This window comes from Rickettsia japonica YH (genome assembly GCF_000283595.1).
Classification (GTDB): domain Bacteria; phylum Pseudomonadota; class Alphaproteobacteria; order Rickettsiales; family Rickettsiaceae; genus Rickettsia; species Rickettsia rickettsii.
In genome coordinates, this window is the sequence record NC_016050.1 from 288,344 (window position 1) to 309,036 (window position 20,693).

Genomic DNA, 20,693 nt, shown 5'->3' on the forward strand with positions numbered 1-20,693 from the left:
TAAGCTCTCTCATAAGAAATAAAATTAAAATTATTTGAAATTAGTGTTTGACAAGCTTTAAAAATATAGATATAAAATCATCACACAAAGTTTGAAGCGTAAAATTTTGTAGCTGTTTAAAAAGTTGATAAAGCTAAAAACTAAATACACCGCGATAATAAAAATTTATATCGTGAGTAGATGCTGAAAATAATTGTGAAATTAATTCTGTATGCATTGTGTAATCTCAAGTTAAAAGCGTAAGTAAATATAATAAGAGCATTTGGTGGATGCCTTGGCACTAGAAGGCGATGAAGGACGTAATACGCTGCGATAAGCTTCGGGGAGTTGCGAATAAACTTTGATCCGAAGATTTCCGAATAGGGAAACCCACCTAATTTATTAGGTATTGTATAGTGAATACATAGCTATATGAGGCAAACCCAGCGAACTGAAATATCTAAGTAGCTGGAGGAAAGGACATCAACCGAGACTCCGTTAGTAGTGACGAGCGAACGCGGACCAGGCCAGTGGCTTCAAAAAATAACTAAAACAACATGGAAAGGTTGACCATAGAGGGTGATAGTCCCGTATAGGTAAAAAGTTTGAAGTCCTTGAGTAAGGCGGGACACGTGAAATCCTGTTTGAACATAGGGGGACCACCCTCTAAGCCTAAGTACTCTCTAGTGACCGATAGTGAACAAGTACCGTGAGGGAAAGGTGAAAAGTACCCCGACAAGGGGAGTGAAATAGTATCTGAAACCAAATGCTTACAAGCAGTCGGAGCAAGCGTATTTATATGTCTTGTGACGGCGTACCTTTTGTATAATGGGTCAGCGACTTAGTTTATCTAGCAAGCTTAAGCCGTTAGGTGTAGGCGTAGCGAAAGCGAGTCTGAATAGGGCGTTTAGTTAGATGAATTAGACCCGAAACCGGGTGATCTAGCCATGGCCAGGTTGAAAGTGGAGTAAAATCCACTGAAGGACCGAACCCACTACTGTTGAAAAAGTAGGGGATGAGCTGTGGTTAGGGGTGAAAGGCCAATCAAACTCGGATATAGCTGGTTCTCCGCGAAATCTATTTAGGTAGAGCGTTATAGCGATTACCATCGAAGGTAGAGCACTGAATGAGCTAGGGGGTCCCACAGACTTACCAAACTCAATCAAACTCCGAATGTCGATGAGTACAGCATAGCAGACAGACTATGGGTGCTAAGGTCCATAGTCGAGAGGGAAAAAGCCCAGACCGCCATCTAAGGTCCCTAAATCATGACTAAGTGTTAAAGGATGTGAGAAGACCAAAACAACTAGGATGTTGGCTTAGAAGCAGCCATCATTTAAAGAAAGCGTAATAGCTCACTAGTCTAAATAAGTTTTCTTGCGCCAACAATGTAACGGGGCTCAAGTCATGTACCGAAGATGCGGATTTATGCATTTGGCATAAATGGTAGCGGAGCGTTCCGTAAGCCTGCGAAGGTGAACCGTAAGGTTTGCTGGAGGTATCGGAAGTGAGAATGCTGACATAAGTAGCGATAAAGAATGTGAGAAACATTCTCGCCGAAAGTCCAAGGGTTCTTGCGTAAAGTTAATCTGCGCAAGGTTAGTCGGCCCCTAAGATGAGGCTGAAAGGCGTAATCGATGGGAATCAGGTTAATATTCCTGAACCTGAAGGATGTGACGAAAATAGTAAATTGTACAGTCTTATTGGATTGATTGTGCGGTGAATATTTTCCAGGAAATAACACTTTCATTATAGACCGTACCCAAAACCGACACAGGTGGACAGGTAGAGTATACCAAGGCGCTTGAGAGAACGATGCTGAAGGAACTAGGCAAATTGCATCTGTAACTTCGGAAGAAAGATGACCTGTATATGGGCAACCATGTGCAGGTGGCACAAGCTAGGGGGTAGCGACTGTTTATTAAAAACACAGGGCTCTGCAAAGTCAATAGACGACGTATAGGGTCTGACGCCTGCCCAGTGCTGGAAGATTAAAAGGAGGGGTGCAAGCTCTGAATTGAAGTCCCAGTGAACGGCGGCCGTAACTATGACGGTCCTAAGGTAGCGAAATTCCTTGTCGGGTAAGTTCCGACCCGCACGAATGGCGTAACGATTTCCCCACTGTCTCCAGTATCGACTCAGCGAAATTGAATTCTCCGTGAAGATGCGGAGTTCCCGCGGTCAGACGGAAAGACCCCGTGAACCTTTACTATAGCTTTGCACTGGTGTTAGGAATCAGATGTGCAGGATAGGTGGAAGACTACGAAGCGAAGGCGTCAGCCTTTGTGGAGTCACCCTTGAGATACCACCCTTTTGGTTCTTGACATCTAACCGAGATCCTTGAATCAGGATCCGAGACAATGCATGGTGGGTAGTTTGACTGGGGCGGTCGCCTCCCAAAGAGTAACGGAGGCGCGCGATGGTTAGCTCAGGTTGGTCGGAAATCAACTTTTAGAGTGCAATGGCATAAGCTAGCCTGACTGCGAGTCTGACAAGACGAGCAGAGACGAAAGTCGGTCATAGTGATCCGGTGGTCCCGAGTGGAAGGGCCATCGCTCAACGAATAAAAGGTACTCCGGGGATAACAGGCTGATGATTTCCAAGCGTCCATAGCGACGAAATCGTTTGGCACCTCGATGTCGGCTCATCACATCCTGGGGCTGGAGAAGGTCCCAAGGGTTCGGCTGTTCGCCGATTAAAGTGGTACGTGAGCTGGGTTTAGAACGTCGTGAGACAGTTCGGTCCCTATCTGCCGTGGGTGTAGGAAGTTTGAGAGGATCTGCCTTTAGTACGAGAGGACCGAGGTGGACGTACCCCTGGTGGACCAGTTGTCGTGCCAACGGCACAGCTGGGTAGCTAAGTACGGAAGGGATAACTGCTGAATGCATCTAAGCAGGAAACCCCCCTCAAAACTAGACTTCCCCATTAGAGCCGTGGAAGACCACCACGTTGATAGGTCGGGTGTGGAAGCACAGTAATGTGTGTAGCTAACCGATACTAATAGCTCGATTGATTTACTTTGCTGTGAGATTACATATGCATATAGTGTTAATGTTATAAGAGTGTAGTATCTATTCACAAAGTTATCAGGTTAAATAGCTTGTTATCAACTAATAAAAATGTTATTGCATAACTAATGTTATACTGTAGCCCTGCCACGATATTCAGCGAAAATTATTTTGCTGAGTATCGTAGTAAAAGTTAAGATATGATATTAAGAATTTTTTTGAGTTGTGTAACAACATTAACAGCAAACTATAATACAAATCTATCTTTTTAAAAGTTTGTATTGCTAGCTTGGTGGTTATAGCATGAGTGAAACACACGATCCCATCCCGAACTCGAACGTGAAACCTCATAGCGCTAATGGTACTATGTCATAAGGCATGGGAGAGTAAGTCGCTGCCAAGCTTGCAATGCAAATTTTTAATTATCGTTCTTTCTCTTTATGAGATATTTTATATTCATAATTTTTACCTTTCTCTATATTAGTAATGCTGACGCATTAAAAAATAAACATCAATTTATTTCCATAGAATCGCTAAAATCTAACATAGAAATTAAAAAGCTATTTAAAGAAAAAAAAATACTGGTCAATTTATTTTAGAGTTACCAAACGGCACAGTAATTAATGAAGGTAGAATTTTAACTCAAGAAGGTTATATTCTACAAGATACTCAAACAAGCTTAGGTGATCAACATAGTTTATTAAAAAAACGAGATATTAATACTGAAAATCCTTTATATTTTAATGGAAAATTAGCAGTAATTTCATCTTCTGGTTCTGAAAATTGGTATCATTGGCTGCTACAAATTTTGCCTAGATTAATTATATTAAAAGAATCAGCTCTTGAATATGATCGTATCTATATTAATAATTTAAAATATTCATGGCAAATTAAGTCATTAGAAATAGTATTAAATTATTTAAATATACCGGAAGATAAGCTTTTTGTAGTAAATAGTGACTGTATAATTCAAGCTACTAGACTAATTGTTCCATCTGTACCGTTTATTCCGGTAAAAGGTACGCCTTTGCCTTTATGGTTAAAAAAAGATTTAAGAAATATTTTTATTAAAGATAATAGTAAAGCATACGATAAAATATATATTTCTCGTAAATACGCTTCTACCCGAAAAATAGTTAATGAAGAGGAATTAATAGAAAAAATTTAGAGATCCGGTTTTAAAGTAATATATCTAGAGCTATCCTTCCCGTATAAACAGGCCCAGCTTTTTAATAAAGCAAAAATAATAGTTGGATCGCACGGATCAGGATTTGCTAACTTTATGTTTGCGGCTCCAAAATGCAAAGTAGTAGAGATTGATCACGGTACAACTCCCTCTAGAAGTTTTTATAAAAGAATGGAAAATTATATGTCATGCGATTATTATCCTTTTTATGTAGATCAGACAACAGAAGAGCATTTAGAAGACAATATAAAGATCAATATTGATGAATTTATTAAGTTTCTTAGAGGTCATCTGTAAATAAATTTTAATTAGTAATTAAAGAGTTTTTTTAGCGAAAATTGAAGTTAATTCTTAAAATCATTATTTAATAAATAAGATTCGCTATTCATTTCATTTAGTCTTGAAGTAGTGCGTTTAAATTCTGCGGCTCGTGCTGAACCTTGATATATTTTATTTGGGTTATCTTCTAGGCTCATAAATAAGAGTATTTTATAGAAATAGGCATTATCGATAAAGTTGATAAATCTAACGGCTGTATTTGTATCGTTAGCATCGATAGTATGAATGTTCCCCACTATAATAACGTTGAAATTTTGGCAAATATTAACATAATCGATATAGCTTAAGTCTCTTGTAAATAATTCATTATAATCTGTTACTAATATTCTTTTATGCACTTTTTGAAAGGATATTTCTCGACCTAGAACCTGTATATTTTGAGGAGCAAGATTATTATCACTAATATCCGTGATAATTTTTTCAAGTTTGTTTTGGTTTTCTAAAGTTAAAGGATAAATTATCCTTGCCTCTTTAACTCTTAACGCTTTATCAAATCGATAATCATGTTGATTATCTAGATATTTAACATAAAATGTATTATTGATTATCTTTATAAAAGGTAAGAAAGATTCTCGTTGTAATCCGTCTTTGTACAGATTATTGGGACTCGTGTTAGAAGTTATAAAAATAAAAATATTTTGCTTTATTAATTCATTAAATAATTTACCGATTATCATTGCATCAGTAATATCTTTAATTTCAAACTCATCTATACATAACACTTTAGTTTGTTTAGCATAGTTTTTAGCAATTTTAGGGATGATATCTTTCTGATTTGCTGTTTGTAATTTATGCATAGATTTATGAATTTCCTGCATAAAGTTCTGATAATGTATTATTATTTTAGGTGTGGTTAATTCTTTAAAAAAAGAATTCATGAGCATAGTTTTACCGCTGCCCACCGGACCGTATAAATAAATTCCGCTTTTTAAGTTGTTTTGATTAAAGAATTTGAATAAACTTTTAGGCTTATTAAGTGCTGTTGCCAGCTGTTTTAATTCTTCTCGTAAAACAGTTTGTTTTGAATCTCGTATTAATAAAGTAGAGGATTTAATCATCCAAAATATTTTTTATCTAGTTTGTTATAGGTTTTTTCTAAAATGTCGTTCCTAGCTAAAAGCAGGAAGGCTTTGTTATGTGGATCAATTTCACCTCCGTCATCCCGTGGTTTGACCACGGGATCCAGTGAAAAATGCTAACCTTTGGCATTTTTTGTTATTTTTGCTAGATTGCCACGCTCCTTTTAGTTGCTTGCAATGACGGTTGTGATTATCATTTCCTACATAAAAGCGTTGCATCGCCGTAGCTAAAAAAACGCATTGCTTCTTTTATAGCATATTTATATAATTCATGCATCTCTTTAAATCCGGCAAAAGCACATATAAGCATAAATAAAGTAGATTTAGGAAAATGGAAATTAGTAAGTAGCATATCGGCTGTTTGAAATTTAAAACCTGGGGTTATGAAAATATCGGTTTCAAAGCTACCTGCTTTTATGATGCCGTTATTGCAAGAACTCTCAAGTGTTCTAAGTGTTGTAGTGCCGACTGCGATAATACGTTTCCCTTCTTGCTTTGCTTTATTTATGATTTCAGCAGTGTCAGGAGTAATAGAGCAATATTCGGTATGCATTTTATGTTCATGAATATTTTCGGTTTTTACAGGTAAAAAAGTTCCAGCTCCCACATGTAATGTTAAAAATGTAGCTTGTATGCCTTCTGCCTTAAGCTTATCAAGTATATCCTTTGTAAAATGCAAACCTGCCGTCGGTGCTGCAACTGAACCTTCTATTTGGCTATAGACAGTTTGATAGCGGTCGTTGTCGTTTTGAGTGTTTGTCATCCCGTGGTTTGACCACGGTATCCAGTCATTATTTAAATATTTTTTGGATCCCATGGTCGTAGCCACGGGATGACATAATGAGTGTGAACGCCTAATATAAACCGGTAGCGGCATCTCACCGTATTTATTTAAGAACTCGAATACAGAAATATCATTAAGCTCAAATTTTACTTTAATCTCACCCATTGCAAGTTTTTCGGTAATAATTACCTTATGATTATCAAAATAAAATTCATCATTTACATGAAGCTTTCGAGCTGGTTTAGCAAAAGCCGACCAACTATCATCTGATAATTTTTGATTCAAATTTATTGTAACATTTTTCCCCAAATTTAACTTTGCTTTTATTACCTTACTATTATTAAAGACTAATAAGTCCCCTTCTTTTAAGTAATCTATTATGTTGTAGAATTTGGTTTTAATAGGCGGCGTAACAGCAATTAGTAAATCTGAGTTATCACGTTCACTAGATGGATATTGTGCGATCAGTTCGCTTGGTAAATCAAAGTCAAAATCAGATAGTTTCATTGTTTAAATATTAGTGGCTAAAAAAGTGATTATAACAGCATATGACAATATTTAATATAATATTTTAGTTTATTGATTGCTTACTAATAAATCAACTATTTGTTGATAAAATGATTTTTTTCTGTACGATACAAAATACTATCAATTGAATCATTAAGGGAAATACTATGATAACCATATAATTAGAAATAAATTTCATGAGATATTAAGCAGTAAAGATATAGAAGAACAGCAAAATATGGGATTTAATAATATATATAAAATAAAAAGATATAAATTTTTTAGAGAAAGTTTTGTCAAAGAATTCAAAGCTTTGATTGAAGATCCAAATACAAATATTTCTAGTGTGTCCAATATGGCATACTGCACTGTAGATAAAATAGCAAGATCTTCTGACACTGCTATAGTTAAAGCAATTTGTCAAGGTGATTATGATTTAGTTGATAGTATGTTAACCGCTTTAAATATTGATCCAAATACAGAAGTATATACATTGGAAGGTGAGGCTAAATCTTTTTTATATTTTGCGTGTCATAATAATCAGAAAGGGATAGTAAGGCTTCTACTTGCAAAAGGTGCAAATATAATCCTTGACCACAACAGCGGTATGACCGTTTTTCACACTGTCCTAACAGCTCAACATTTTGATATGGCAACATTTCTAATTGAAAATGGTGCGGATCCTAATTACGTAACAGGTGACAATATAACTTATTTAGAAATATGTACGTTCCTATACCCAAATATAGCCATGGTAACTAAATTGCTCGCTTATGGTGTTAATATGGAATTTATCCGTTGTGAAAAAACCGCATTTAAAAGTTTAGTAGACCTAACTAGAGAGCTTAATGATAGGAAGCAGAGTACAGATAAGGTAAAAGTATTTTTACAATATGGTGTTAATCCGGATATACTCGATCTTGACGGTCAAATGGTCCGTGACAAGGAAGCAATTTACCTCTGAAAGCTCTTTTAACGCTTGAATCCGTATTTCGTGAGAATGATTACAAGAAAATTAAGGCTATTGACAAGAAAGATTTAGCTGCATTTGTTCAATGGAAAGCAGCAATATTACCGGTTGTAAAAGATGTTTCTAAGGATGAGTATATAAAACGCCTATTAGAACTATATAAATTTTCAAATCAAATGAGTTTGGATTTGGATGATTCTATAAAACAACCATTAATAGAATTAGAGAAAAAGATAGCTAAATTGATACCGCCTTTAGAGTTTTTATGCATTTTAAAAATTGAAGATATTATTGATAGTAATGCTACAGATAAGATAGAATTACCTGAGAGTGCAACAAAAGCGATGACAGAGTATGGACTACTTCAAGTTGAAGCAACAGGAGAAATAGTGGCTCATAATGATTTAGTTTAAAGGTTGAGGCTGGTATTATGTCATTCCTGCTTTCGCAGGAATGACATAATACATGGGTAATACCTCCTCACACTATTAACCCTTTAACTTGAGAGTTCCATAATTTTTGATATAGCTTACTATTTTTTAGTAATTCTGTATGGCTACCGTCATCGATTATACTTCCCTTTTCAAAAACTAAAATTCTATCCATATTGAGTAAAGTAGATAATCTGTGGGCAATGACTATCACGGTTTTATTTTGCATTAAATAATCCATTGACTCTTGAATCAGGCTTTCCGTCTCGCTATCTAAGCTACTTGTTGCTTCATCGAGAATTAAAATAGGAGCATTTTTTAAGATGGCTCTTGCTATGATAATTCTTTGACGTTGACCGCCTGATAAGTTATTCCCCCGTTCACCGCACATAGTATCGTAACCGTCCGGTAGATTATCGATAACATCATGAATATGTGCAGCTTTTGCTGCTTCTATAACCTCCTCAAGAGTAGCTTCTTTTTTCCCGTATCTGATATTGTCCAAAATGGTACGATGAAAAAGCACCGGTTCTTGAGGTATAAGGCTAATGGCTTTTCTTAAAGAATCTTGAGTTACGTTTTTAATATTTTGATTATCTATTAAAATCATTCCTTCTTCTATATCATGTAACCTAGTGAGTAAACTAATAAAAGTGGTTTTCCCTGAACCTGAAAATCCAATTAGTCCTACTTTTTGTTTACTCGGTATTAATACCGATTTATTATAAAATAGATTGTTATTATGATGATAATTAAATGTAACATTTCTAAATTCAATAACCCCTTCTTTGATATCTAATGGAGTAGCGTTTTCAATATCAGTTATAATATGCGGTGCCATTAAAGATAAGCCTTGATTAAATGCCCCGACCTGCTCGAACATATCACCGATTTCTTGCGTTAAATCCCAAATATCGTCTGCTATATTTATACATAATGTTAGCACTAATACGCAATCACCTATGCTTATAGATAATTCGTTACGAAGTTTAGATAAATAATAAATCATTATAAAAATCATTATTGAACAAGAAGTCCCAAGAGCATAACGCAATTTGAACATAAAGAATTGCATAGTCTGCTCATCGGCTACGGCATTTTCTACTCTTGTTTCTAGATGTTGACGTTCAAATTTATGGGCTGTAAACATTCTAACCGCATTAATGTTGCTAATTGCATCTACGATACTACCGGCAACAAAAGATTGGCTTCTAGCATAATTTAATGAGTATTTATTGATTTTATCGGAGAAAAGAACACTAAGTCCTAAAAAAACCGTAATCCATAAAATAAATATCGTAGCAAAAACGTAATGTACCGAATATAAAGCAATTAATGCAAATACAATAATAGCGAGTTTACGAAGAATTTTTTCACCGAATATTGAAATAATCATCTCAAACGATCTTGCAGTTTCGGTAATACGATTGCTAATATGTCCTGCTAGATTATCCTGAAAGAATTTATGGCTATGATATTGGGTATAATTATAAAGTTCATTTAGTATTTTCCCTTTTATTACGGGCATAGTCTTGAGATACAAATAATCATATGAACGATATGCTATATTAATACTCTCCCACCAAAGAGCATAAAATACTGCCCAGTAAATCATGGAAGATAAAAGATTATTAGCGTTCTTATCGCTGAAAGATTCTATTAAATCAATGATTTTCTGAAGTAATATACTATCAATCGCCGGAATCATACCGAGTAAAATACAAATTACAGTCAATAAAGTCATTTTAACTTTATCGAATTTTAAAAAATAAATACCTAAGCTAAATGTTGATTTAGATAAAGTAGGGTATTTTATCACGATAATGTACCTCGATTTTAAAATAATATATTAATTCGTGTTATTTTGGAGCATATTTTAATTTAATTATTTTAAAATATACCTAAAAATATTAAATCTGTGGAAAAATAATAAACAAGCCTTGCTTCTTACCTTAAATAATGCTACAAAATTCAGAAAATAACTTCAACATCATTAGAAATGCAAGAAAAAGAATTATCTAATAATTTTTTAGAAGAACAAGAAAAGTCTAAGGAAGATGATTCTCCGTTCTTTGATGTAAAATATATTTGTCAAGCAAGTTTATTAATTACGGATTCTATCCGAAAAGGGTATGATGTAACGCAATTGCCCAATGGTGATATTAATGTTACAGAAGTAAGAATAGTAAATGTTCATTATAATTGGAACTCCGAAAAAGGAAAATTTGTTAAAACTAATCAGATAGAATTTAATAATAGCAAAGGTTGATAATGAAATCAAATATTGTATACTCGTTTAATTTGAAAAATTGGCTACGTCGTCCTATAAGTACTGTGGTATTCACGTATTAAGTATACGTTATTACACTGGGAGTATATTGTTATTGTCACAAAGCTTATTATCTTAAAACAGTAGCCTAAATATGGAATTTGATCAAGGATTATTATCAAGGATTCAATTTGCTTTTACCATAAGTTTTCATATAATATTCCCTGCTTGTACTATAGGGCTTGCAAGCTTTTTAGCGGTAATTGAAGGGTTATGGTTGAAAACAAAAAAGCCGGTTTATCAAGAAATATACAAATTTTGGGTGAAGATTTTTGCCGTTACTTTCGGTATGGGAGTAGTTTCGGGCGTTGTAATGTCTTATCAATTCGGTACTAACTGGTCGAATTTTTCAGATAAGGTTGGAAATGTCCTCGGTCCGCTTCTCGGTTTTGAAGTATTTACTGCCTTTTTCCTCGAATCTTCTTTTTTAGGTATAATGTTATTCGGCTTTAATAAAGTCAGTAAAAAAGTACATTTTATTTCTACGTTAATAGTTGCCGTTGGTACTGTAATCTCAGCTTTTTGGATACTTGCAGCTAGTAGCTGGATGCATACGCCTGCTGGTTTTGAACTGCGAGGCGAAGGATTCTTTTATCCTTTAAATTGGCTAGAAATTATCTTTAACCCTTCTTTCCCATATCGCTTTTTCCATATGATTACGGCGGCTTATTTAACTACTTCTTTTGTTATTGGTGGTGTAGCTAGCTTTTATTTACTAAATAATCGTTATAAAGAGCATGCTAAAATTATGCTTTTTATGGCGGTGTTAATGGCGTTAATCGTTGCACCTATTCAAATAGTTATTGGTGATCTGCATGGTTTAAATACTCTTAAATATCAGCCGGTCAAGGTCTCGGCTATGGAAGGTATTTGGAATACAGAAAAAGGGGCAGCTTTTAATCTTATCGGCTTTCCTGACGGGGAAGAAGAAAAAACAAAATATGCTGTAGAAATACCTTATGCTAGTAGTTTAATCTTAACGCATAGTTTAGACGGTGAAGTGAAAGGATTAAAAGAATGGACAAAAGAAGAGCGTCCGCCAGTTGCAGTAGTATTTTTTAGCTTTCGTATTATGGTAGGAATCGGTTGTTTAATGGTATTTATAGGTGTTGTAGGGTTATATCTTTACTTGAAGAAAAGATTATATACTACGCATTGGTTTCAATATTGGTATATATTAATGTCACCTTCAGGTTTTATTGCAGTACTTGCCGGTTGGTTCGTAACCGAGGTAGGTAGACAACCTTATATAGTATATAATATTTTAAAAACCGTGGATACGGTATCACCGGTACTCGGCAAATATGTATTTATTTCTCTAATTGCTTTTATAGTAGTGTATGTGATCATTTTCGGAGCGGGTATATATTATATAATGCATTTGATAAAGAAAGGTATAGAAGTGATAGATAATAAAGAAATGTACGGAGAGAGTGGTTTGAATAACCCATTATTAGAAAAGTAATAAGCTTATGTTAAATTTTGCACCTTATATAGATTTACCGCTTGTTTGGGGTGGGCTTATAGCTACCGCTATTTGTTTATATGTTTTATTAGACGGTTTTGATTTAGGAGTAGGAATCTTATTTCCGTTTGCACCTACTGATGATTGCCGTCATAAAATGATCAATTCTATTGCTCCTGTTTGGGACGGTAACGAAACTTGGTTAGTACTTGGCGGCGGTGGTTTATTTGCGGCTTTCCCGTTGGCATATTCGCTATTAATGCCGGCTTTATATATTCCTATTATATTGATGTTACTCGGTCTAATATTTCGTGGTGTAGCTTTTGAATTCCGTTTTAAGGCTCATATAGGTCATCGTTATATTTGGGACTACGCTTTTCATTTCGGTTCTATGCTTACTGTTTTTTGTCAAGGTTTAATGCTTGGTACGTTTGTCCAAGGAATAGAGATAGAAGGACGAGAATTTGCAGGAGGGAGCTTTGATTTTCTTACTCCCTTTTCCATTATGACGGGGATAGCATTAATATTCGGTTATGCACTATTGGGTGCTACTTGGCTTATTCTGAAAACAGAAAAGACAACACAAGATTGGGCTTATAAATCTGTTTTATATATTTTATTTTACGTTGCACTTTTTATGGGGCTTGTAAGCTTATGGGTTCCTTTCTTAAATAACCACATAAATCATCGTTGGTTTAGCGTACCTAATATTTACTATTTATCTATTGTACCTATTGTAACTGCTTTAATATTTATCAAGTTAATTAAAGCCGTTAAGCAGAAAAAAGAAGTAAAGCCGTTTATTTATACAATCTTGTTATTTTTATTAGGATATTTAGGGCTCGCGATAAGCATATGGCCATATATCGTTCCTTATAAAGTTACGCTTGAAACTGCAGCAGCAGCACCGGAGTCACAGTCTTTACTGTTGATAGGGGCTGGGATATTCCTACCTGTCATACTTGGCTACACATTCTATTGTTATTATATATTCCGTGGCAAATCATCTCATCATCCGATATATTAAAAAATTTAAGAAAATAACCTCTTGTCTCAAAGGGTGGCAATGGTTTATTATCCTATGGCTTAGCGGATTATTATCCACATTACTTTTAACTTATGTAGTTAAGCTGGTGTTTAGGGTGATAGTAGGAATATAACCTTGACAAAACGTACTGTTTATAGTACGTTATTAATATTAAGTCTCACTAATTATAAGGAAAAAATAATGGAAATATATAATACAAGCGAAGCAAGAAGTAAGCTTTATAAACTTATAGATTATGTTTCTGATGTACACAAACCTGTTTATATTAAAGGTAAAAGAAATAATGTAGTTATAATTTCAGAAGAAGATTATCGTAATATGGAAGAAACTTTATATTTATTATCTATTCCAAATATGCATAAGTCTCTAATTGAAGGACGAGCAGAGCCTATAGCAAAGTGTAGCGATAAATTAAATTGGTAATTTTTTATAAATGTATATAATTCGTTATACTACACAAGCACAAAAAGATGCTAAGAAAATAGTGCAAGCCGGTTTAAAGAATAAAGTAGAAGTTTTATTAAACATAGTTAGTACTGATCCTTGGAAAATTTACCCTCCATATGAAAAGCTCGTTGGTGACTTTAGCGGTTGTTATTCAAGAAGAATTAATATTCAACATAGGTTGGTTTGTGAAGTTTACAAACAAGAAAAAGTTGTAAAAATTCTTAGAATGTATACGCATTATGAATAAGTCATTAACTGAAAAAATCTCAGCATTTATTATTACTAAAAATGAATCCGCAAGGGTAGCACGAGCTATAAATAGCGTAAAAAATATTACTGATGAGGTGATAGTAGTCGATAGCGAAAGTACTGATGATACGGTAGCAATAGCTGAAAAATTAGGAGCAAAGGTAGTAATAAAACCGTGGCTTGGTTATGTAGGACAGAAATCTTTTGCCGAAAGCCTTTGCGTAAATGATTGGGTTCTTAATATTGATGCCGATGAGGAGTTGTCTAAAGAGTTACAAGACGAAATAGAGTATATTTTTGCCTCTCATAATCAAGATCGTTATTTAGCTTATCAAATAAAGCTGTTAATAATGCATCGTAATGACCAAAAGCCACGAATGTTTGCTCCATTTAATAAATGTACTCGGTTGTATAATAAAAAATTTGCAAGCTTTGCAAATACCGTAAATAGTACTACTCATGATTCGGTAATATTTAATAAAGATGTTGATTTTGCAGGTAAAATTTATCTATTAAATGAAGCTGCTTATCATTATTCGGGTACTTCAATTGAGCAGTTGGTCACTAAAGCAAATTTTTATTCTAGCGAGCAAGCAAAAGATTTAGTTAAGCAAGGAAAAAAGCTTTCAAATTTTCGTTTAACAACTGAAATGATATGGTGGTTTTTTAAAGCGTTTTTTATCAGACGCTATTTTGTATTTGGTTTTGACGGTTTTGTAGATTCAATAATTTTTGCTTTTGCAAGATTTCTAAGGCTTACGAAGTTAAGAGAGTCATCGCTTAAATCAAAAAACGTCATTGCGAGCGACTATAAGGAGCGTGGCAATCTCATGAAGTAATATAAAATTCCTGAGATTGCCACGTCGATGCTATGCATCTCCTCGCAATGACAATTTAGAAAATAAAAGATAAATTATGAAAGAAAATTTTAATGTTAGTAAATTAAAAAACGGTTTGACAATTTTAACATATAATATGCCTTATGTTAATTCGGTAGCAATAAATTTAATTGCTAAAGTTGGAGCACGTTATGAGAATGCAGAAGAGGACGGCATATCTCACTTTCTTGAGCATATGGCTTTTAAAGGTACAAAAGCTAGAACGGCAAAACAGATAGCGGAAGAGTTTGACGCTATAGGTGGACATTTTAATGCCTATACCGGTCATGAGAATACGGTATATTATGCACGAGTCTTGTCTGAAAATTGTGATAAAGCACTTAATATACTTGCCGATATAATTCAAAATTCTATTTTTGCTGATGAGGAAATAGCTAAGGAATATCAGGTGATCATGCAGGAAATTGCTCATCATCAGGATAATCCAGATGACCTAGTATATGAGAAATTTTATAATAAAGTTTATAGAGAACAACCGTTGGGTAAGTCAATCTTAGGTACTGCTAAAACCCTTGCAACTTTTACGAAAGAACATTTTTTTAATTTTATAGATAAACATTATAATGCTGAAAATCTCTATTTATCAATTGCCGGTAATATTGATCATGATAAAATAGTAATTATAGCGGAACAGTTATTTTCTTCTTTGAAGCAAGGAGTAAAAAGTAGCTTTATTCCGGCAAAATATATAGGCGGAAACGGCTTTATTAATAAGGAGTTAGAGCAAACTAGTTTAGTGCTAGGGTTTGAAGGTACATCATATATTAATTTAGAAAAGCTTTACCAAACCCATCTACTTTCTATAATATTCGGTGGCGGTATGTCATCGCGTTTATTTCAAAGTATTCGTGAGAAATTAGGTTTAGCATATGCAGTAGGTAGTTATAATAGTGCTTATTTTGATAGTGGAGTGTTTACAATTTATGCATCCACTGCACATGATAAATTAGAATTATTATATAGAGAGATTAAAAACGAAATAATAAAAATGACTGAACAAGTAAGCACAGAAGAGATTCTTAGAGCTAAAACACAACTGCGTAGTAATTTACAAATGGTTCAAGAGAAAAATACCTATAAGTCAGAAGAAATAGGTAAAAATTATTCTGTTTTCGGTCAATATATTTCTCCTGAAGAGATTATGGAAATTATCATGAGCATAAAAGCTGATGATATTATTAATACGGCAAATAAAATATTTAGTGGTACTACTACGTCGGCAATTATCGGTCCGAATGATCTTCAGGGATTTTAATGATATGCTTGTGTGGATACCAGAGTCGTCATTGCGAGCGGCCGTAGGCTGCGTGGCAATCTCATGAAATAATAACAAGTTCCTGAGATTGCTTCGTCAATTACTTCGTAATTTTCTCGCAATGATGAGGAAAATGAATTTTGAGACAAATAAATGAAAAAAAAATTATATGAAGGTTCAAGTAAAATTTTATATTCTGCCGAAGAAGATTTTTTACTTATAATGGCTTTTTCCGATAAGGCTATTTTAGAAACAGGTGAGATGGTTGATATATCAGGTAAAGGAGTACTTAATAATAATATTTCTTCCTTTCTAATGGATAAACTGGAAATGATCGGCATTGAAAATCATTTTATCGAAAAAATAAATATGAGGGAGCAATTAATTCAATATGTTGAGGTTTTCCCGATACAAGTAATAATATCATCAGTAGCGTGCAGTAGATTTGTAAAAGAATTCGGAATTGATGAAGGGTATGTATTTGATAAACCTATCATTGATTTTAAGGTCCGAAGTCGTGAATTTAAATATCCGATAGTTAATGAGTATCAAATATTAAATTTCGGCTGGTTAACTAGGGATGAAATTAAAGCGGTAAAAGATCAGGCTTTGCGTATATATGATTTTCTAAGCGGCTTATTTATCGGTGTCGGGATTCGGCTTGTTGAGTGTAAATTAGAATTTGGGCGTGTGTTTAACGGTGAAGAATCTATCATTATGTTAACTGATGAAATTAGTCCGGATAATTGTAGATTATGGCATATTAACAGTAATGAAAAATTGGGATTTGAATTGCTTGAAAAAGAACCAAATAAGGTTTTTGAATCATATCAGCTAATAGCTGATCGTTTAAAAGAAAAATAAATATATTTTTTAAGCGATATATGCTATTTTGAACTGTTTAAGGTTTTATTACAAAGTTCGGTTTTTCGTCATTGCGAGGAAAATTACAAAGTAATTGACGAAGCAATCTCAGGAGCTTGTTATTATTTCATGAGATTGCCACGCAGCCTACGGCTGCTTGCAATGACGATTAGGTGTCTACGCAGGAACAACATTTCTGATTTTTAATAATTTTTTACAGTAAAAAAGATGAAAATACGATTTGTTATAATAAGCTTTATAGCTCTAATCCTAGTAGGGTGGGGATATGCTGCCTATAAATTTGAACATCAAAGTAAAGAAAATATTATCTCTATTCTTGATAAATATGAAGAATATATAACTTATGATGCAATAAAAGTTAATAAATATGGATTTAGTGTTACTTTAAATAAAGTAATGTTAAAACCTATAGATTTTTATTTTGATGAAATAGTTATTAGACATATACCGTTTTTGAATATTACAAAAATTGATTCTTACGGAAATAATGTAAAAATTACTACCGCTCAAGATGAAAAAAATATTTTGTACTCACCTGATCATCATACAACAATTTGGTTTAGAAAATCTTTGTTTAATAGAGAGCCTGATTATTGGAAATTAAGCTTGAGTGACAATAAATCAACTCTTTATAGTTCTCTAGATGCAGAAAAATTAGCAGAGAGTGATATTAGTAATTCTGTAATTACTAATACTAAGACATCGGATAACCTTAATTTGTTAATTTTGGATGGAAAAAATACTGTTTCTTTTATTTCTGAAAATTACAGAAGAAATTTATATGATAAAATTTTTGAATTTTTGAGAGATCAAATAGCTAATGACTCTGATACTACTTTCTTTGAGTATGGTTTGACAAAGTTAGATATATTGAATTTACCTATTTCTTACAATTCCAAATTAAAACTAAAATATAGTGATGAGTTAGTAGCGCTTGGGAAATTATTAATTCAAAATTTTTCTCTAGATCAAAAGCAAGATGAGAATATGCATGCTGTTATTTTTATGCAGATGTTAGGAGAATTAGTAAAAGGTAAGCCGTTTTTATTTGCTTGTGATATTGAAAGAAAAGGAAAAGTAGAAAGTAATTTATATAAATTAAATATAGAAAAAGATAAAATTTTTGATTTTGCTTTACATATTAAATCTACTATAGAACCTTCTGAAACATACCAAAAAACGGCAGCTGAAGCTTTAGGAAGCTACTTTAGTAATGGTTTAAACAAAAGAGCTGAGTTAGATAAAATTTTTAAACTAACTAGCCCTATTACTCAAGAAGATGGGGAAAGAGTAATGGGTGTTTTTGCAAAAATAAATAATTCCGAATTTAATTTAAAAGGTGAGTTTGATCCTGAAGCAAAAAAATTATCCGGTAAAACTAATCTTGTAATGGATGATTTTAATTTTGCTATTGATATTGATATGCCTACTATAGATAATCCTCTGAATCTAGAAAGCGTAATAAAATTATCGGATCCGAGTGCGGTTATAAATAATTTTGTGCATTATACTAATAATGCTATTGTACCGGTGCTTAATAAAATAGAAGATTCTAAGGAATTTGCTTTAAATCTAGGAAAACAATCTTCAGTAATAAAGCAATACGGCTTTAGGGCAATAGAAGTTTTTAGTAAAAATTCTGAATTAAAAGACGGTGAATCTTTAGTCGTGGATGTAAAAAGTAAAGACGTCGGACTAACCTTTAATGATAAAGCTATTGATCAGATCCTTAGTGATACAAGAGTATTAGAATTTATGAATGCCATGGCTATGATAGATCAAGAAAGAAAGTAGTCTAAGTGTCATTCCTGCTTTTGCAGGAATGAAATAAGAGCTACGAGATAAGGTCTACAAGTAAAAAATTTGAAGAAAAAATGAGTTATAAAAGAATGATTAATATTTCCTTTCCCGATGGGAGTATAAAACAATTTGCAAAAAACATTACCGCCTATGAAGTAGCAAGTGCAATTTCAATGTCACTTGCTAAAGCAGCAATGGTTGCTGAAATAAACGGTGAGCTTCAAGACTTAAGTATCGTAATTGAAAATGATTGCAAGCTTCGTATTTTAACTGCGAAAGATCCTGAATGTCTCGAGATAATAAGGCACGATGCGGCACATTTAACAGCAGAAGCAGTAAAGGAACTATTCCCTGAAACTCAGGTAACGATTGGTCCTGCAATTGAAAACGGTTATTATTACGATTTTGCTCGTGATAAACCTTTTACCACTGATGATTTAGCCGCTATAGAAGCTAAAATGCAAGAACTTTCACAAAAGAACGAGCAAGTAACAAGAGAGCTATGGGATAGGGATAAAGCCGTAGAGTTTTTTAAATCGATAGGAGAGCATTATAAAGCCGAAATTATTGATTCAATTCCGGCAGGTGAGCCAATTACTTTATACAGGCAAGGTAATTTTATTGATCTATGCCGAGGCCCACATGCTCCTTCTACAGGGGGTGTTAAGTATTTTAAGTTGATGAAAGTTGCAGGAGCGTATTGGCGAGGTGATAGTCGTAATGAGATGTTGCAGCGTATATACGGCACTGCTTGGGCCACGAAGGAGCAGCTAGATAGTTACCTCTTGATGCTTGAAGAAGCCGAAAAGCGTGATCATAGAAAGCTTGGGCGTGAGCTTGATTTATTCCACTTCCAAGAAGAAGCTCAAGGAATGGTATTTTGGCATGATAAAGGCTGGAGTATATATAATACCATTGAGCAGTATATTAGGAAAAAGATTCGTAAAAACGGTTATACCGAAGTTAAGACTCCTGTTTTGGTCGATAAAAGCCTTTGGGAGGCTTCAGGACATTGGGAAAAGTTTCGTGATGATATGTTTGCGTTAGAAACAGACGACAAGACATTAGCTTTGAAGCCGATGAATTGCCCTTGCCACGTGCAGATTTTCAAACAAGGTATTAAGAGTTACCGTGATTTACCTCTTCGTATGTCGGAGTTTGGTTTGTGCCATCGTAATGAGGCATCCGGTGCGTTGCACGGTTTAATGAGAGTGCGGAGTTTAGTGCAAGACGATGCACATATATTTTGTGCTGCGGAACAAATTACCAATGAAACGGTTAATTTTTGTAAATTACTGACTGAAGTTTATAAGGATTTCGGCTTTACTGATATAAAGGTAAAATTCTCTGATCGTCCTGAAATCAGAGCAGGGAGCAATGAAGTTTGGGATAAGGCTGAGAATGCTTTAAAAGAAGCAGTAGAACAAGCAGGGTTTACTTATACACTAAACCCGGGCGAGGGGGCATTTTACGGTCCGAAGCTTGAGTTTGTATTAATCGATGCGATAGGGCGGCAATGGCAATGCGGTACGCTTCAGATGGATTTTGTTTTGCCGGAGCGGTTAGACGCTAGCTATGTTGCAGCAAGCGGAGAGAAAAAAAGACCCGTAATGCTACATAGAGCGATCCTTGGCTCACTTGAGCGTTTTATTGGTATATTGATTGAAGAATATGCAGGTAGGTTTCCGCTTTGGCTTGCACCAGTGCAGGTTGCTATTGCAACTATTACCAGCGATTTGAACGATTATGCTTTGGAAGTGCATAAAGCTTTAATTGATAACGGGGTAAGAACAGATTTTAATATCTCACCTGATAAAATTAACTATAAGATTCGTGAGTTTTCTAATCAAAAAATACCGATGATTGCAGTAATCGGTAAACAAGAGCAAGAAAATAAACAAGTAGTGATTAGAAGGCTCGGAACTACTGACCAAGAAGTATTATCTGTTAAGCAGTTAATAGCTGTGGTTAAAGAAGAGAATGAGAAATATTTGTAGATTTTAAATCTAAAGTATATAAGATAATAATACGTA

Annotated in this window: 16 protein-coding genes, 2 rRNA genes and 1 pseudogene; 16 read left to right on the forward strand and 3 right to left on the reverse strand. The window is 34.1% G+C overall.

Features of this window, described 5'->3' with window-relative positions; genetic code table 11:
* Window positions 1-241: 241 nt before the first annotated feature.
* The 4 genes and pseudogenes from RJP_RS01490 to RJP_RS10215 all read left to right on the forward strand — a co-directional run bounded on the left by RJP_RS01490 (window position 242) and on the right by RJP_RS10215 (window position 4,470).
* Window positions 242-3,001: ribosomal RNA gene (locus tag RJP_RS01490) — 23S ribosomal RNA — on the forward strand.
* 274 nt (window positions 3,002-3,275) lie between these two features.
* A 5S ribosomal RNA gene (rrf, locus tag RJP_RS01495) occupies window positions 3,276-3,390 on the forward strand.
* A gap of 405 nt (window positions 3,391-3,795) precedes the next feature.
* Window positions 3,796-4,239: pseudogene (locus RJP_RS01505) on the forward strand (glycosyltransferase family 61 protein); the annotation flags it as partial.
* 30 nt (window positions 4,240-4,269) lie between these two features.
* On the forward strand, window positions 4,270-4,470 hold the full coding sequence (locus RJP_RS10215; protein WP_231839156.1) for a glycosyltransferase family 61 protein: 201 nt from the start codon (window positions 4,270-4,272) through the stop codon (window positions 4,468-4,470).
* A gap of 47 nt (window positions 4,471-4,517) precedes the next feature.
* Here the strand turns inward: RJP_RS10215 and zapE are convergent, their stop codons facing one another.
* Both zapE and queA read right to left on the reverse strand, forming a co-directional pair.
* Entirely contained in the window at window positions 4,518-5,570 is a 1,053-nt protein-coding gene (gene zapE / locus RJP_RS01510) for a cell division protein ZapE (RefSeq protein ID WP_014120583.1), read from the reverse strand.
* Window positions 5,571-5,784: 214 nt separating this feature from the next.
* Window positions 5,785-6,882 carry a tRNA preQ1(34) S-adenosylmethionine ribosyltransferase-isomerase QueA gene (gene queA, locus RJP_RS01520; RefSeq protein ID WP_014120584.1) on the reverse strand — a complete coding sequence of 366 codons (1,098 nt, stop codon included), beginning with the start codon at window positions 6,880-6,882 and terminating at the stop codon, window positions 5,785-5,787.
* A 238-nt stretch (window positions 6,883-7,120) separates the two neighbouring features.
* Between queA and RJP_RS10220 the strand changes: the two genes are divergently transcribed.
* Window positions 7,121-7,846, forward strand: coding sequence for an ankyrin repeat domain-containing protein (locus RJP_RS10220; RefSeq protein WP_014120585.1), 726 nt, complete (start codon window positions 7,121-7,123; stop codon window positions 7,844-7,846).
* Window positions 7,847-8,028: 182 nt separating this feature from the next.
* Window positions 8,029-8,265: a hypothetical protein gene (locus RJP_RS10225; RefSeq protein ID WP_014120586.1), complete on the forward strand. Its 237-nt coding sequence runs from the start codon at window positions 8,029-8,031 to the stop codon at window positions 8,263-8,265.
* A gap of 67 nt (window positions 8,266-8,332) precedes the next feature.
* Here RJP_RS10225 and RJP_RS01540 read toward each other — a convergent pair whose 3' ends face one another.
* Window positions 8,333-10,102, reverse strand: coding sequence for an ABC transporter ATP-binding protein (locus RJP_RS01540; protein WP_014120587.1), 1,770 nt, complete (start codon window positions 10,100-10,102; stop codon window positions 8,333-8,335).
* Window positions 10,103-10,282: 180 nt separating this feature from the next.
* Here RJP_RS01540 and RJP_RS01545 point away from each other — a divergent pair, with 180 nt between their 5' ends.
* From RJP_RS01545 to thrS, 10 genes are all read left to right on the forward strand, one after another.
* Complete coding sequence (locus RJP_RS01545) at window positions 10,283-10,552, forward strand: DUF2671 domain-containing protein (protein ID WP_014013989.1); 270 nt, start codon at window positions 10,283-10,285, stop codon at window positions 10,550-10,552.
* 154 nt (window positions 10,553-10,706) lie between these two features.
* The gene (locus RJP_RS01550) at window positions 10,707-12,077 is read left to right on the forward strand and encodes a cytochrome ubiquinol oxidase subunit I (RefSeq protein ID WP_014120588.1); all 1,371 of its coding nucleotides are present in this window, start codon (window positions 10,707-10,709) and stop codon (window positions 12,075-12,077) included.
* A gap of 7 nt (window positions 12,078-12,084) precedes the next feature.
* On the forward strand, window positions 12,085-13,104 hold the full coding sequence (cydB, locus tag RJP_RS01555) for a cytochrome d ubiquinol oxidase subunit II (RefSeq protein WP_014120589.1): 1,020 nt from the start codon (window positions 12,085-12,087) through the stop codon (window positions 13,102-13,104).
* Between the two features lie 201 nt (window positions 13,105-13,305).
* Entirely contained in the window at window positions 13,306-13,548 is a 243-nt protein-coding gene (locus RJP_RS01560) for a type II toxin-antitoxin system Phd/YefM family antitoxin (protein ID WP_014013992.1), read from the forward strand.
* A gap of 10 nt (window positions 13,549-13,558) precedes the next feature.
* Entirely contained in the window at window positions 13,559-13,819 is a 261-nt protein-coding gene (locus RJP_RS01565; protein ID WP_014120591.1) for a Txe/YoeB family addiction module toxin, read from the forward strand.
* The gene (locus RJP_RS01570; RefSeq protein WP_014120592.1) at window positions 13,812-14,660 is read left to right on the forward strand and encodes a glycosyltransferase family 2 protein; all 849 of its coding nucleotides are present in this window, start codon (window positions 13,812-13,814) and stop codon (window positions 14,658-14,660) included. The genes RJP_RS01565 and RJP_RS01570 overlap by 8 nt, the downstream gene beginning before the upstream one ends.
* Before the next feature lie 76 nt (window positions 14,661-14,736).
* Window positions 14,737-15,975: a M16 family metallopeptidase gene (locus RJP_RS01575; RefSeq protein ID WP_014120593.1), complete on the forward strand. Its 1,239-nt coding sequence runs from the start codon at window positions 14,737-14,739 to the stop codon at window positions 15,973-15,975.
* A gap of 153 nt (window positions 15,976-16,128) precedes the next feature.
* Entirely contained in the window at window positions 16,129-16,839 is a 711-nt protein-coding gene (locus RJP_RS01580; protein ID WP_014120594.1) for a phosphoribosylaminoimidazolesuccinocarboxamide synthase, read from the forward strand.
* A 228-nt stretch (window positions 16,840-17,067) separates the two neighbouring features.
* Window positions 17,068-18,654, forward strand: a complete 1,587-nt coding sequence (locus RJP_RS01585) for a hypothetical protein (RefSeq protein ID WP_014120595.1) — start codon at window positions 17,068-17,070, stop codon at window positions 18,652-18,654.
* Window positions 18,655-18,749: 95 nt separating this feature from the next.
* Entirely contained in the window at window positions 18,750-20,657 is a 1,908-nt protein-coding gene (thrS, locus tag RJP_RS01590) for a threonine--tRNA ligase (protein ID WP_014120596.1), read from the forward strand.
* Window positions 20,658-20,693 lie beyond the last annotated feature (36 nt).

Coding starts and splice junctions, on each gene's coding strand:
- RJP_RS10215 (WP_231839156.1), top strand. CDS start 4,270: ATGTTTGCGGCTCCAAAATGCAAAGTAGTAGAGATTGATCACGGTACA.
- zapE (WP_014120583.1), bottom strand. CDS start 5,570: ATGATTAAATCCTCTACTTTATTAATACGAGATTCAAAACAAACTGTT.
- queA (WP_014120584.1), bottom strand. CDS start 6,882: ATGAAACTATCTGATTTTGACTTTGATTTACCAAGCGAACTGATCGCA.
- RJP_RS10220 (WP_014120585.1), top strand. CDS start 7,121: ATGGGATTTAATAATATATATAAAATAAAAAGATATAAATTTTTTAGA.
- RJP_RS10225 (WP_014120586.1), top strand. CDS start 8,029: ATGAGTTTGGATTTGGATGATTCTATAAAACAACCATTAATAGAATTA.
- RJP_RS01545 (WP_014013989.1), top strand. CDS start 10,283: ATGCAAGAAAAAGAATTATCTAATAATTTTTTAGAAGAACAAGAAAAG.
- RJP_RS01550 (WP_014120588.1), top strand. CDS start 10,707: ATGGAATTTGATCAAGGATTATTATCAAGGATTCAATTTGCTTTTACC.
- cydB (WP_014120589.1), top strand. CDS start 12,085: ATGTTAAATTTTGCACCTTATATAGATTTACCGCTTGTTTGGGGTGGG.
- RJP_RS01560 (WP_014013992.1), top strand. CDS start 13,306: ATGGAAATATATAATACAAGCGAAGCAAGAAGTAAGCTTTATAAACTT.
- RJP_RS01565 (WP_014120591.1), top strand. CDS start 13,559: ATGTATATAATTCGTTATACTACACAAGCACAAAAAGATGCTAAGAAA.
- RJP_RS01570 (WP_014120592.1), top strand. CDS start 13,812: ATGAATAAGTCATTAACTGAAAAAATCTCAGCATTTATTATTACTAAA.
- RJP_RS01575 (WP_014120593.1), top strand. CDS start 14,737: ATGAAAGAAAATTTTAATGTTAGTAAATTAAAAAACGGTTTGACAATT.
- RJP_RS01580 (WP_014120594.1), top strand. CDS start 16,129: ATGAAAAAAAAATTATATGAAGGTTCAAGTAAAATTTTATATTCTGCC.
- RJP_RS01585 (WP_014120595.1), top strand. CDS start 17,068: ATGAAAATACGATTTGTTATAATAAGCTTTATAGCTCTAATCCTAGTA.
- thrS (WP_014120596.1), top strand. CDS start 18,750: ATGATTAATATTTCCTTTCCCGATGGGAGTATAAAACAATTTGCAAAA.